Source organism: Thermoplasmatales archaeon, assembly GCA_014361245.1.
Taxonomy (GTDB): Archaea; Thermoplasmatota; E2; order UBA202; family JdFR-43; genus JACIWB01.
The window spans coordinates 1-13,448 of the sequence record JACIWB010000037.1 but is presented as its reverse complement, the minus strand read 5'-3'; the positions used below and the strand labels follow the sequence as shown (position 1 = coordinate 13,448).

Below are 13,448 nucleotides of genomic sequence, written 5' to 3'. Positions count from 1 at the left end.
CTGGAGGGTACATGGGCTATTATATGATATGGTAGATCCCATCTTCCAAGGAATTTTGCGATCTTCCCAATTTCAGATACTCCGATTATGCCTGGTATGAGTACGGTTGAAATTTCCACTTTAAAGTTATATGTTTTTGAATAATTTTATCCCTTAATAAACAACAACAAACTTGGAGCCCATGTCACGCGCCTACAGGCCCTGGCAAATTGATCAAAGGTTGCTTTATATACATCTGGAACACCACGAGCTGGATCAGCGATGGTAATTGTTTTATCTTTGAGGTCTAAGCCGATTGGGAAGATGTAATGTCCATAGTCACTATTACCCCAGTATGGTAGTCCTGCTGTCATGACATGTGCGACGACTCCAACTTTGGGGTCAGCTATCCACTTTCCTAATTGTTCCCATGATGTATCTGAAAAATTGACTCTTTTTGCTGTGAGTTTCCACCCTAAATCTGCAGCTATTTTTTTAGCTGCATTTATCATTCCATCATGTGTTGTCCCTCCTGTGCTTGTCCCTGCTAATTTTGCGACATATGCCTCTGAGTATTGTGGGAGTGCTGATTGTGCCAATTCCCTCAGCATCATAAGCAAGCTACTGGGGCCACATGTGTACCCTGTATCTTGCTTTTCAACTTGATAATATACAACTTCATACAGGTCAAAGTTCGTTGCTGGTTCATTTGGGTCTATTTTGCGGATGTATACACAGTTTGGTTCTCTATTGTTTTTCTGTATAAACTCTTCCCATCTTTGTTTCATATCTTTGAATCTTTTAAGTGTTACGAATGTGTCTCCTCCTTTTTTAGTGTAGATTATATTGGGTTCTCTTTTGTTTTTCTGTATAAACTCTTCCCATCTTTGTTTCATATCTTTAAATGTTTCTTTCGGAAGGCATATCGTTATATTGGAAATATCTACCATTTCTAATCACCTCAGTAAACCCATACATTCTGCTATCTCACCTCACATTCTGCCATTCCTATCCATTCTCCAGAAACTGTTTTCCATGCCAAAACAGGACAACCAACTATGGCCGCAGAACTTCCAGTATAATATACAAGCATATGTATACTAGCATTTAATTCATGTAAGAATACTGTCGCCTTTATATATGGTGAAAATAGATCACTTGGCAACATACTTTCTATATATCCAGTATATATTGCAAAATTTTCTGCAGCGAATCTGGAAAGTGCTTTGACTGCATCGTACTTTCCGATAGAACCGACAACAGTTTTGTCTGTTGTCGCCGATATTTCAGTAGTCACCCCCGATGGGTTACCTCTAATAGTAATCCTATTAATTATAAATACCATATCAGAAATCTTCCGATTACCGATTAAAATTATTGGCTGGCCGATCTGGGCATCAACCATGCCTTCAAGCTTCATATCCACGCTAAAAACAGGTTTAGAATGTGCATCAAGTTCTTCCTGTGCTTTTGTCTGTGCTTCACCAGCATTCAGTGCGTGCTCGATAAATCTTTGTTCACGCACTCCATATCCTGGCCATGTGTATCCTGTGATATTATCTGTCCAACCGTTAATACTTTCATCATCCTGAAGGGTGATGGTCCCACCTTCGTCAGTTTCGATTATGACTTTATTGACTATATTCTCTGCGCTCTCTTCGATTTTAACATATGTCAGCCTAGGGTTATCGTATATATTTACCTCGAGAGCGGCGTTTTTGTTGTCAGGATCATCTATGTAGAATATTCTGAGTTTATTGTTCGAGTCGATATACCAGCTGAGACGCCTACCTTTAATGTATGATATCTTTTTGAGCAACTCGCTAAGTGCTTTAGCTCGGGAGCTCCAGCCACCTGCGAAGCCTGTTAGACTGTTGTCATCTGGTATCCATGCTGTAATATCTTCAGAAGGCCCAAGACTAATTCCAGTTCCATCCAATAGACATTCTAGAATGTCATATGAATCATATTCTTTTAGTTCCCACCAGGTTGCTGACCATGTAAATTCCTTCGTAGTTAGACTAGCTTCGTTATCTCTGCCGCTAATATAATATGTATTTCTACCAGCTTCAATGACGTATTCAATGCGATCGATTATACCTTTATAAAATTCTATTCCGTGATTTAAAAATTCTATTTCCATTCCTGTCGTGATAGTTAATTCATCATGACATAAGATATCGAAGCTTCCAGGCCCTTCTTTTGTGTTTTTGATGATATCGAATGATGACACATGTTGTGTTATATCTCTGCCCTCAAGGTATATTTCTATGAATGGCATGCTTGGAGACGTGTTTATATGGTCTGGAGCTACTGCCCAATAGCATCCGATATTCATATCGATATTGGTTGAAGCACAAATAGTCTGCTCTGTCCAACCTTCGGTTTCTATAGAATAATCGTCTTGGTGTGGTACTCGATATCCTTTGATGTTGGCTATCCCAGCATATTCAGAACCATTGTAGTATAAGCCAACATATCCACTAGAATACCTTGTTTCTGAATTTGTATATGCTATGTATGCAAGAGTATCATCAGCGTATAAGTATATAGCTGACCATGGTACTGTGAATTGGATCAGAATATTATGAAATGTGTTCTCCGATGATGATACACTATAATCATCCCAGTATACAGGATCGCTGCCATTTACTCTTATTTCATCGTGGGTAGCGTCTATTTTAGCACAATATCTTTCAGATATGTTAGGTGTACTGTCCTGTGAAAAAAGAATACTAGCTGAACCATCTACAAAGTAGACATCGGCTAAAATCTCATATTTATATTTCAACTCATTCTTTGATTTGAGTATAGTGCCAGGTTCTAGTTTAATAGCATTCTTACCATCAATGATATCATATGATGCGTTACCTTCGATCACATCCCATTTGTCTGTAATTTTTTCTCCTGTACAATCGTCATATACTTCTAATATACTGTGATCTTCTTCTGGTTCAGCATTAGGATTCCCAGATATTATATAGAATTCTGTTAGCATGTTATTTTGAACTAAAAAAACTGCATGATCAGATTCGTTTTTTTCTAATATCACATACTTGAGTACCGCACCATCCTTGCTTACAAATCTAATGTCTCCAAAATCACTGCGCATATAACTTGAATCATAGTCGATGCGAACTTTGATCTTATCATATCCTACTATCTCACCGAGAACGGTGCATTTATTTTGGTATGTCCAATTGGAGTATTTGTGTGTAAACGTGCCTGATAACTCTGAGATGGCATGATACGATCCCCTCTGAACATATATTGGCAAATCTAGTTTATAATATACATTTTTTTCTTCGTCTGTGCCTAAACTGATATCTATACTTGTAGTCCAGTTTTCACCGTCACCGGATTGGAGTAGAAATGGGAAACCATCCATCATATCAGGCGAAGTGCTATGCTTGAGCGTTAGTTGCCCATCAAAACTGCCATCAACAGACTTAATTTTTATGTTTAAATCTGATGTTGATGCCGGGACTATATCATTGAAGAACAATGTTGAGATCTCTTTGTTTTGCTCATCGAAAAGTTTGATCATGAGTACACCACCTTGACATAGTATAGTTTACAGCCAGAGTTCGTTTCAGCAGTTGTGTCGCTAGTCGGTGGGTCATGTCGACTCGTTTTTATTTCTATCGTTGTTGTAGGTTCTTGTAGCTGAAATGTTAACATTTCAACGCCGTTTTCACCGGTGTCGCCAGTGTTGTGATCGTGGCTGTAGTGCCAGTATTGTCGTATTCCATTCACTTCGACCCAAGCACCTTCAGATGGTATGTTACATGCGCTTCCAACGATCTCAACCTGCTTAACGGGTTTATTCTCTTGTATCATCATGTACCCTATCTCGTAACCATAGAATCCAGGATCATATACTGTTTCATTTTGAGCTATATTATCCAGTATATACACTATTTTGAATTGCACGGCGTCTATCCAAAAGTGTTTGTATGGCTCAGCACCAAACGCAAATTTAAATTCTATATTTGGATCGTTGAAACAATCTCTGTCAACACTAGGCACTTTAGGATATAATGCTTCGATATCTAAGCCTATAGTGTTTGGGATTTCAGTGTCCCATGCAAGCCATGCCATGTTGGCAGGGGTGTTTGGACATGGATTTGAGATTAAATTCCCCTGCAAATCCAAGTATCCTGGATACCGTGTAGTATATGGTATTTGCATCTTGTCTCCTATGGCCGAGTATGCTGATGCTATTATGTTGCGTCCTGGTATCTTTTCAATAGAGTCACGATCCGTGGCAAATTTGACATGGAACCCGTATTGTGTTATCCTAGCGTTTTCTGGGAGATTAACATAATTTCCAGTTTCTAGATTTCTCCAGTCAGTGCACTTTATACTTCCAAATGCTTTTGCAGCACTGTCATCGTTGTATGCACTTGCGAGTTGCCCGTCATCATATTTTATGTTTTCGAGATTAGACCAGTCCCCAGAGTTATCATAATCTTCTACAGAGTTAGGATATGCAATGATAGTACCTCCATAATCTTCTTCTCCCCCACCTCCCCCTTCTGATGTAATCCAAGGATGATATATGATGTTGAAGTATCTTGAGTATGGAGGTGAATATATCCTGTATGGTGGTCTCGTGCCTTCAACTTCCAATTCGAGGATCAGGTCCCATTCTATTATTTCATCTGAGAATTTGTCCTCCTTGAATTTAGGATAATGTATGGCGCCTTGCCATACTTTATCGCCTTCCCGTATCGTAACTATTCTCCCATCCCTTGAACATTGGACTTTTGTTCCTCCATTGATCAGAGTAGTATTTGATATTTCTTTCGCTGCAAATTCTGAAAATTTTGCTATTTCTTCTCTTGCGTCAGCATAATATTTATCTGGCGTGGCGGCACAGTGTAGTGTAACTTGTGGGAAATTAGACCAGTCAATGCCATCTGAAGTGATATACTTTGGTCTTATGCCATTGATGACCCAGTCACGGTATCCCATCCATTTTCACCCCCATCTCATACGTCTGACGTTTATCCCTTCTGATATAACCGAACGAACTATTTCATCACCAAGCATCTGAGCAGCATCTCGGAAATCTCTTTCATCGACACTTTGTCCTCGGATTATGACTGCGCCCTCACTTATATTAATATTGATTTCAGCTCCTCCAATTACGGCTCCAGTTGTTTCTATCATTCCTATTCTTCCTATCGTGGGAGTTGGGGGTTCAAGCCATTCCATACTACCTATTTTAGCAGCAAATCCTTCAAAGATTTCTTCACCAGCCCGTACAATACTTCCCATCCAACTGCGCATACTATCTTCTGTCACTTCACTCAGAGGACCCACCTCTGGTGGTGAATGTGGGAGATGAGCTTTTATCCAATTTAATGCATTTTGGAATGAAGGCATAGCATCCCAGATACCCTTCACAAGATTGTTGATGAAGTCTCTTCCCCAGTCATAAAATTTCTTTGCAATGTCTCCGAAATTAGGTATGGGGAGTTTGGGCCATTTGAATCTTTTAAATGCGTCAGATACTGTGTCAGTGAATTTCTTCCAAGCATCAGAAAATAATTTTCCGATGTCAGGCATTTGAACATTTGGCAGCCTCGGCCATTTGAATTTCGAGAATGTGCTAGAAACCCATGAAGTGAATCTAATCCAGAGTGATTGCATCATCCCAGGCAAATCTGGTAGGCTGATATTAGGCAGCCTCGGCCATTTGAACGTTGGGAAGATTGTAGAAACCCATGATGTGAAACTAGACCAAGCAGACTTCATGCTGCCTACCAGATCTGGTAATTGAATATTTGGCAGCCTCGGCCATTTGAACGTTGGGAAGATTGTAGAAACCCATCCTGTGAAGCTTGTCCATATTGACTGGATAGAACTAAGCAAGTCAGGTAATTTAATGTCTGGTAAACTTGGCCATACAAAAGTTGGAAATGCTGCAGCGACCCACGATGTGAACTCAACCCAGATCCCTTGAATCATTCCAGGCAAGTCCGGGAGACTAACATTTGGCAATGCTGGCCATTTGAAACCGGCGAATACTGAAGCAACCCATGATGTGAAACTAGACCAAGCAGACTTCATGCTGCCTACCAGATCTGGTAATTGAATATTTGGCAGCCTCGGCCATTTAAAATCTGCGAATTTAGATGAAACCCATGAAGTGAATTTACTCCATTGTTCTTCCATCCATTTCCAGTCTTCTTCACCAGATTTCATCCATTCTGAGTGCAGTTTATTATATTCTTCCTCACCCATACTCCACTTCAGGTCTTCTGGCCTAAAAATGATGCCTTCACCAAGTGCTCTTCCGATAAAACCTCCAACCTTTGATAGGGCTGGAGTAAGTTTCTTTGCTAATGAAGGTAATTTAGTTGTAAATGATTTAGCAAAATCATCTAGGAAGGTGATAGAAATCTTACCTCCTTCTTCTCCAAAAAGCTTCCCTAGAGCAGGCCGTATCATTTTAGCGAAATCGTCGAGATAACCCACCATATTATCCCCAGCATTCACGATCTCCTCTCTCAAGGTTTTGGCGAATGACTTAAACCCTTCCCTCGTACCATTGTCGATTTCGACTGGAAGTTTGGTCTTTAGCACGGATCCTAATCTTTTAGCGAATTCTGTGAATTTCCCAGCCCCGAAGTCGCCTACCTTCTTAATCTCATCACCAAGTGTTTTCATAAATGATTTGAAACTTTCACCAAGTCCTGTAGGTAATCTTTTAGACAATGGTTTAAGAAACTTTGAAACCATCTCATTTGTCCATTCACTTATCTTGCCCCCGGCAAAAAACTTGTCAATAATATTGAGTACCCTCATGAATCCATATGCAGCACCACCAGCCACTGAGAACCAAAAAACTAGATCTGATAAAAATGGAGCTAAGTTCGAGATCGAAGGAATTAGTTTCTCAATTTCGGCTTTAATCCTTGTAAGGGGGTCTAGAGTCTCTTTTTTCACTTTCTTGACATCTTCGACTTGTTGTTCTGCCGACTGTTGGCTAGCCTTTTCCACTTTCCCATAGCCTTCTGCTATTGAAACTAGGGCCCGGCCCATCGTATCCCCAAAGATCTCAGTGGCTACTTTCACGCGTTCTTCGTGTGATGGCAGAGTTTGAAGGTAGTTGATGAAATCGAAGATCACATCGCGTAATGGTCGTATATTTCCCTCAGCATCCCTTGTAACGATCCCAATAGCTTCAAGTTTCCTTGCATATTCCTCAGCCTCCTCTGTGCCTCTCACCCACTCACTATTCAACGCGTATAACTGGCTTGTGAATCCTCGAAGTATCATGGTTCCTTGCGGCCCGACACTAGCAACGATTCCCGCTACATCTTCAAGAGTGAAACCCATCTGCATGAGAGTTAGACCAATCCTATCAACAACAGACAAAAATTGTGTAAAGGATGGATATCCACTGACATTGAATAGTTGTATGAGTTTTGCCATCTTCTTATATGATTCTTCTGTTGTGACTCCAAACTCTCTGAAGGTGTTCATAAGGGTGATTGTTACTGCTGTTGTATCTTCACCCGTGACTTTGATGGCGTCCATTACAGCTTTGAAGTATCCCATCGCCTCATTCGCGTCGCCAGTATATCTAGCAAGGAGTGTCATGACTTGTGCTGTTCCTTCTATTCCGAGTTGAGCACTCATGTTTTTTTGCACCAGTTCTTCCATTGCTTTTCCTTGTTCTTCAGTTGCGTTGGTGTATTCTTTGGCCATCTCAATTGCTCTACGATAGTTCAGTCCCTTGACAAGCATATCATATGATGCTATTGTTCCCGCAACTGCTGCTGCAGTGTCTCCAAGATCTTGCATGCTCAAATTTAACAATTGGATGTCGTTCGTTGCTTCTTCTCCACCTTCAACGCTTATTGTTGCTGTCACCTCTTTACCATCTAATTCGTCAAGTTTTGATGATACTTCGTCTGTAACATCAGACGCGTTATCTTCTACTTGTATAACAGTTGAGATTTCTTCAGGTATACTTTCAAGCGCAGCTTGTATGTCCTCTATGGTATTTGATGCTTCATCTTCTACTGTTATGGTTGTGGAGACTTCTCCTGAAATGCTCTCGAGCGCGGATTTTATATCTTCTATTATTTCTGATGCGTTATCTTCAGCAGTGATATTGATATTATATTCTTCTGGTAGACTTTCTAAGAGTGTTTTTATGTTTTCTATTGTGGCACTGGCTTCATCATCAGCTTGAATAGAAATAGCACAAGTGTTTTCTTCGAGATTTGACATGATATTTTCTATTATTTCTGATGCGTTATCTTCAGCAGTGATATTGATATTATATTCTTCTGGTAGTGACTCTATGCTGGATCGTATGTTCTCTATTATGTCTGATGCTGAATCATCGGCAGAAACGTTGATATTGTATTCTTCTGATAATGAATCAATGCTGGATTTTATATCTTCTACTATTTCTGATGCTGAATCTTCAGCTGTAATATTGATATTATATTCTTCTGGTAGGTTGTTAAGATTTTCTTGTATATTTTCTAGTATTGCGGTGACAGCATCATCTGCAGCGAAGTTAATCTCCACAGACCCTGGTAGGTTAGCTAATTGTTCATTGATTTGCTGTAATCCTGATAATACTTCTTCTGCATCCATTTGGACTTGTATTGATAGATCATAATCTGTCATTTTCTACGCTTCCATGAAAAAATTTATAGAGGAAAAATTTTTTATAAGTAAATCATGAAGGTGGAATGTAAAAAGTGCGGAAAAGAATACACTTTAGATGATGATGAAAACGTGGGAGACTATGTCTGTGAGTGTGGTGGCGAACTACAAAAGGTCTCAACTCTCGGCGATTTCATACCAGCTCTTCTAATAACCATTGTAATACAATTTTTCTTCGGGATATGGTGGGAGTTACTGCCACTTGGCATCATATCAGTGATAATCTTATGGTCTGAGAGGAAGACAACACCATCAAATATAACGCTAAGTCAAAAAATCTTTGTGCTTTGGTTGATAGTGTACTCACTATTTGTATTGTTAACGGTTCTTTGGTCTTTGTTTCAGGTTGTAATTTAGTCTTCGAAGTTTCTGTATCTTATCCTCTATTTTCTCGCTACTTGGTTTTTTTGGCATTTCTAATTGTGAGAGGTGGTATTCACAGAATGTTGCGTATGGCAGTTCGAGTATATGTTGGATTGGCCACCCTGTCTTCAAACTCAACTGGTAGATTTGCCTTTTGAGGATGATCCACTCCTCTTCCTGGCTCTTTTTTTTTGCAAATTTTCCTCTTCTTGTGATGGGGTGCCTACGAGGTCGGGGTTACCGAGCTCAAGCATTGTGTTGACAATTTCTGTCACCGCGTATGGTGGTAATTCTATGTTGGGTAACTTGTCAATGTATTCTGTGGCCTTGTTTTCCTTTTCGGCCTCTTTGTATTCTTTCGTGTTCTTGTAGAGTGCTCTTTTTATTCCTCTTTGTGCGAGTGGGTAACTTATTTGGCTGACTTCAACAAGTAGTTTGTCTATTTTGTCTTTCATTTTTTTGATTTTTTTCGCGTCTTCGGGTGTGATCTCTTTGTCTTTTTTCTTCCCTATTTTTTCGATGAATTGCTGGTATTCTGCTCCGATCTCATAGGCTTCGTTCCTCTTCTCGACAAGGGGGATAACATATTCACTGTCTATCACATGGTAGCCTTCAATTTCAACTTCTTGGTCACCGATTTGGAGCTTTTTTGTTTTGAAAAATGAAAATTTTGCTGTGGCCATCCCAAAACACACTCTTAGACTTTTGGCACGACTAAGATAGGCTTGTCAGCGACTGTCATTTCGAGTGTGAATGATAGTTCGTCTCCAGCTTTTCCACCTGGGATGCTTGGCACCATCTTCACATTTTGGAAGTAGAATCTGGCAAGCACGTCATCTCCAATATGGTATACCATGTACCCGTATAGGTTGAGTGGTTTGTCTCTGAGTTCATAGACTATTTTTTGCGTGTCGCTTTCCTTTTCCTCATACATTAGCTTTTCGAATTGTTTTATGCCGTTTTTGGAAAGTATCTGTTCAGATTTTATGCTGAAGGTCATACCTGCATAACTTGTGATTTTAGCTGTTTGATTGAGTACTGATATTTCTTTGGTGTCTTGCTTCACGTCTGGTGTAACGTCTTGTGCTAGGAATGGTTCAAGCTCTTCAACATATGAGACTTTCACTTCGTCTCCTGTTTCTGGGGCTGTATTTAGGGTGAATCCCTCAGCGTATCCTTCATTCTCATTGAAGAGTATAGTGTTGACTGTTGCAGGTTCACCGTCTACGGTGACGGTGAGATCTGCTGGTTTTACTGTTAGGTCGTTGCAGGATCTTGGGAAGATGGGTGGGTTTGCCACTTTGAAGTCTTTGTTCGTCCCGTCTATATTTCCTATTGGTGTTTCATTCTCTATGGGTATGCCAAGGAAGAATCCTACATTTTCACCGGTTAGTATGTCTTCTGCGAGTATGTTAACTTTCATAATTATCACCTCAAATAATTATTTTTTTAATTTTGAGTGTCATCTGAAATGCGAAATAATATCGTGTATCATTTGTCCTGTCTCTCCATACGTTTTTATCGCAGCTCGTGACGGTAACTTCAGAGTTGCCAAGTCTAGTTTTTATGAATGTTGATAGTAGTTCTCTAATAGCATGATTCCTTTGTTCGATGATTTCAGATGGGTTATCGTCTGATTTCCAGATACCGAATATTGTTGCTTGGTATTCTATTAGATTGCCTTGTTTGTCAAGGTAAGGTTGTATATTGTTGATCTTGTCGATACTAATGATTATCGCAGAGTTCCCATCAAGTTTCTCTTGGAAATCTAAGACTACTGTATCAACTATTTCCAGGTTTTCTATTGTTTCTTTGAGTTGTAGTTCAAGTTCATCATCCATCTTTTCAACCCTTCAACCAGTCAATGAATGTTTCCTCGACGATTGACTCTACTGGTGTGGCATCAATTGCAAGTGTAAAGTAGTCATTGGGTTCTGCTGGCCTGGCGTATGCCACAGGATGGTCAAGCTCCTCCCAGTATAATGCTTTTTTTTCCACGGGGAAGACCCATCCACGACCGTAGAGGACGTATTGTAGGTAGTCTGTTGTGTTGGTGAGTTCTCCTGTGTTCCCTTCAACCGTGTAGGTGTGGGAGGCTGCGAGTTGTCCTGTTTTTCTTGGTGCTATTTCTTCTGCTATGCTTGCGAGTGTGTCGAGTATGCGTTGTATTGTTTCTGATACTTTCGCTTCTGCTTCCCCAGGGTTTGGGATGTTGGGTTTCTCTATGGTGATTGTGATCATGCTTCAACCTTTTTCAAGTGACATTCGATATGTGAACGATTTTCTATGATCTCTGCGACTCTGAATATCTTGTCATGCCATTGTATTTCGTCGCCTTCTTTTATCTGTACTTGTTTGCTTGTGAGCATGAATGCATCATAATTTTTGACATGTTGTCCAAGTATTAATTGCTCACTGCCAGTGTTTTGTTGTAGAAATGCTCTGATCCCTATTTCATCATATGTGACTGTAGGATGGCCTCGCTGGTCATTTGGGCCTTCAACCCTTTTTCTCAATATGATGTCGAGACCGTGAGATCTAAGAATTTGTTCGAATTTGTTTGTGAATGTCATGGTTTCCAGATTTTTATTCCATAGAGTTTTTGTAGTGCTCTTTTGTATCTTTGTATTATTTCTTCTTTGTCAATGTTTAATGTAAATCGACCATCAGAAAAGCTTGAAATGTCATCTGCTGTCTTATAGTCTTTGATAACCGCAGCCGTTATGTATTCATTTTTGATTTCTTCTGGTGATTCCGGTGCTATTTTTTCAGCTCTGGTTGTGTAGTATGTGATCTTTTTTTCTATGAAATCTTGTTCTGTTTCTGTGAATGAGTCTTTTTGCAGTTCAATGAGTATATCGGCAGCTGTTATCAAATTTTATCACCCTCCAGGATTTTCGAGTGCACTAACCCTACTATCCAAGTCACTGATCTTCTGCTGCAATACATTGATCACCATTTCATCGCATAATAGCATGAATGTAATCATTGTAGCTATTCTTTCAAGTGACTTGATTTTTGACCTTTTAGTGTTTCCTGTCTTAAACAAATCTGAATTGGCTGCAAGAATCTTTCTAAGTACCTCACTCATTCCTTTTTGGCATTTGTAAGTCTTACCAAAAAAATCACTTAGATTATTTACTGATCCCTCACCACAATTGGTTAGTGCGTTCATAAATTCTTCTTCGAGTTCTTCAGGAAATGTTATTGGTAAATTCTCTGGCAATGACATCACCTAAATGATATTATCTATGGTGTTGGTGCGGCAATCTTAGCTGAAACTGCTGCATTCTCGTCCTCGTAGTGACAGTCTGCTCTGAGTGTTGCTATGTATGATGTTCTTCGCATCCTGGCATCCCTGGCTGGTTCAATTCGAATGTTTCTCCAGAAACCATATACAAGGTTCGTGGGTATGGTTAAGAGTGCTCTGACCTTACCATCGTTCAGGGCATCGAGTGCTGGGACGTACTGTACTGGCACACCATCGTATGGCACACCATCCCCGCCGGTGAGTGCCTGGTCACCGAGTCCTGTTTCACGTCCTTTCAACTGATCTTTGTATGCTTTCCAGATCTGATATGATACGTAGAATTTCATCTGTGGTAGTTTCTGCTTGTACTTGTTTTCAAGTGCTTCTATCATGTCATCGAATAAGTTTGTTGGCCATGTTTCGTTTGTAGGATCTGTGTCTGTGACTTTTTCACCTGCAAGGGTTAGCCAACCATCGTTGGTTTTGAGCAGTGCCCTGTCGCCGGTGTAGGTTGTGTCAGCGTGAAGGAAGTATACTTCGAGATCATATGATATTCCTTCACCAAGTAGGCTGACAATTGTTTGTTCAAATTGCTGCTGCTCTATGTTATCTTCGAGTGCTTCATCCTCGATTGTAACGGCTGTGGTGAGTTCTTTCATTGATAATGTGTTTGTTGTAACTTCTACTTCATCGTCGGTGGGTGCTACTTTTGAACCGGTTTCGTCTCGACCTGCTTCAAGTTCAACGCCGAGACTTATTCTGCTGATGTCGACTTCGTATGATTTCATTGCGTTGAGTATTCTTGCTTCTTTGATTATTACTGAGGATTCTCGTATTGCTCTGACAAATTGTCCAAATCTTTGTACTGGTAGAACCCCCCGTCCAAGGTCGGGGACGTCTATTTTTGGTACTATTACAAATGGTTTGTTGTATATGTTGGTTATGTCCATATTCCATCACCTCGTTATGTTGGTCTTCCGAACCTGTCCACTCCCATTTCGGTGTAGAGGTCTGATTCTGATTTTGTGACCCCTACTTGTCCTTTGAGTGCGGCTGATTTTGTTACTTGTTCATCTGTTTCTTCGTTTGTTTCTTCTTCTTGTGTTTTCTCTTCTATTGATGCTTTGATGTTCTCTATTTCATTGATGATTTCTATCAT

At 40.1% G+C, this 13,448-nt stretch carries 14 protein-coding genes; 1 reads left to right on the top strand and 13 read right to left on the bottom strand.

Going from position 1 to position 13,448, the window contains the following annotated elements:
• Positions 1-146 precede the first annotated feature (146 nt).
• The 4 genes from H5T45_06090 to H5T45_06075 are packed head-to-tail and all read right to left on the bottom strand — an operon-like array spanning position 147 to position 8,604.
• A complete protein-coding gene (locus tag H5T45_06090; protein ID MBC7129280.1) occupies positions 147-929 on the bottom strand; it encodes a C39 family peptidase in 783 nt (260 codons plus the stop codon).
• Between the two features lie 32 nt (positions 930-961).
• Positions 962-3,526: a DUF2341 domain-containing protein gene (locus H5T45_06085; GenBank protein MBC7129279.1), complete on the bottom strand. Its 2,565-nt coding sequence runs from the start codon at positions 3,524-3,526 to the stop codon at positions 962-964.
• Positions 3,523-4,956, bottom strand: a complete 1,434-nt coding sequence (locus tag H5T45_06080; GenBank protein MBC7129278.1) for a hypothetical protein — start codon at positions 4,954-4,956, stop codon at positions 3,523-3,525. The genes H5T45_06085 and H5T45_06080 overlap by 4 nt, the downstream gene beginning before the upstream one ends.
• 6 nt (positions 4,957-4,962) lie before the next feature.
• Positions 4,963-8,604: a phage tail tape measure protein gene (locus H5T45_06075; protein MBC7129277.1), complete on the bottom strand. Its 3,642-nt coding sequence runs from the start codon at positions 8,602-8,604 to the stop codon at positions 4,963-4,965.
• A gap of 87 nt (positions 8,605-8,691) precedes the next feature.
• Here H5T45_06075 and H5T45_06070 point away from each other — a divergent pair, with 87 nt between their 5' ends.
• Positions 8,692-9,033: a hypothetical protein gene (locus H5T45_06070; GenBank protein ID MBC7129276.1), complete on the top strand. Its 342-nt coding sequence runs from the start codon at positions 8,692-8,694 to the stop codon at positions 9,031-9,033.
• 140 nt (positions 9,034-9,173) lie between these two features.
• Here the strand turns inward: H5T45_06070 and H5T45_06065 are convergent, their stop codons facing one another.
• From H5T45_06065 to H5T45_06025, 9 genes are all read right to left on the bottom strand, one after another.
• Positions 9,174-9,722, bottom strand: a complete 549-nt coding sequence (locus H5T45_06065) for a hypothetical protein (protein ID MBC7129275.1) — start codon at positions 9,720-9,722, stop codon at positions 9,174-9,176.
• A 14-nt stretch (positions 9,723-9,736) separates the two neighbouring features.
• Positions 9,737-10,468: a hypothetical protein gene (locus H5T45_06060; GenBank protein ID MBC7129274.1), complete on the bottom strand. Its 732-nt coding sequence runs from the start codon at positions 10,466-10,468 to the stop codon at positions 9,737-9,739.
• A gap of 4 nt (positions 10,469-10,472) precedes the next feature.
• Positions 10,473-10,880, bottom strand: a complete 408-nt coding sequence (locus H5T45_06055; GenBank protein ID MBC7129273.1) for a hypothetical protein — start codon at positions 10,878-10,880, stop codon at positions 10,473-10,475.
• Between the two features lie 4 nt (positions 10,881-10,884).
• Positions 10,885-11,280, bottom strand: a complete 396-nt coding sequence (locus tag H5T45_06050) for an HK97 gp10 family phage protein (GenBank protein ID MBC7129272.1) — start codon at positions 11,278-11,280, stop codon at positions 10,885-10,887.
• Entirely contained in the window at positions 11,277-11,555 is a 279-nt protein-coding gene (locus H5T45_06045; protein ID MBC7129271.1) for a phage head closure protein, read from the bottom strand. The genes H5T45_06050 and H5T45_06045 overlap by 4 nt, the downstream gene beginning before the upstream one ends.
• A gap of 53 nt (positions 11,556-11,608) precedes the next feature.
• On the bottom strand, positions 11,609-11,914 hold the full coding sequence (locus H5T45_06040; GenBank protein ID MBC7129270.1) for a hypothetical protein: 306 nt from the start codon (positions 11,912-11,914) through the stop codon (positions 11,609-11,611).
• A gap of 6 nt (positions 11,915-11,920) precedes the next feature.
• The gene (locus H5T45_06035; protein MBC7129269.1) at positions 11,921-12,265 is read right to left on the bottom strand and encodes a hypothetical protein; all 345 of its coding nucleotides are present in this window, start codon (positions 12,263-12,265) and stop codon (positions 11,921-11,923) included.
• 23 nt (positions 12,266-12,288) lie between these two features.
• Positions 12,289-13,239 carry a phage major capsid protein gene (locus H5T45_06030; GenBank protein MBC7129268.1) on the bottom strand — a complete coding sequence of 317 codons (951 nt, stop codon included), beginning with the start codon at positions 13,237-13,239 and terminating at the stop codon, positions 12,289-12,291.
• A gap of 14 nt (positions 13,240-13,253) precedes the next feature.
• A partial coding sequence (locus H5T45_06025; protein ID MBC7129267.1) for a hypothetical protein occupies positions 13,254-13,448 on the bottom strand: 195 nt, incomplete at its 5' end.

Excerpts from the sequence above, each read along its gene's own strand:
- H5T45_06070 (MBC7129276.1), top strand. The coding sequence starts at position 8,692 with ATGAAGGTGGAATGTAAAAAGTGCGGAAAAGAATACACTTTAGATGAT.
- H5T45_06055 (MBC7129273.1), bottom strand. The coding sequence starts at position 10,880 with ATGGATGATGAACTTGAACTACAACTCAAAGAAACAATAGAAAACCTG.
- H5T45_06065 (MBC7129275.1), bottom strand. The coding sequence starts at position 9,722 with ATGGCCACAGCAAAATTTTCATTTTTCAAAACAAAAAAGCTCCAAATC.
- H5T45_06075 (MBC7129277.1), bottom strand. The coding sequence starts at position 8,604 with ATGGATGCAGAAGAAGTATTATCAGGATTACAGCAAATCAATGAACAA.
- H5T45_06050 (MBC7129272.1), bottom strand. The coding sequence starts at position 11,280 with ATGATCACAATCACCATAGAGAAACCCAACATCCCAAACCCTGGGGAA.
- H5T45_06080 (MBC7129278.1), bottom strand. The coding sequence starts at position 4,956 with ATGGGATACCGTGACTGGGTCATCAATGGCATAAGACCAAAGTATATC.
- H5T45_06090 (MBC7129280.1), bottom strand. The coding sequence starts at position 929 with ATGGTAGATATTTCCAATATAACGATATGCCTTCCGAAAGAAACATTT.
- H5T45_06085 (MBC7129279.1), bottom strand. The coding sequence starts at position 3,526 with ATGATCAAACTTTTCGATGAGCAAAACAAAGAGATCTCAACATTGTTC.
- H5T45_06030 (MBC7129268.1), bottom strand. The coding sequence starts at position 13,239 with ATGGACATAACCAACATATACAACAAACCATTTGTAATAGTACCAAAA.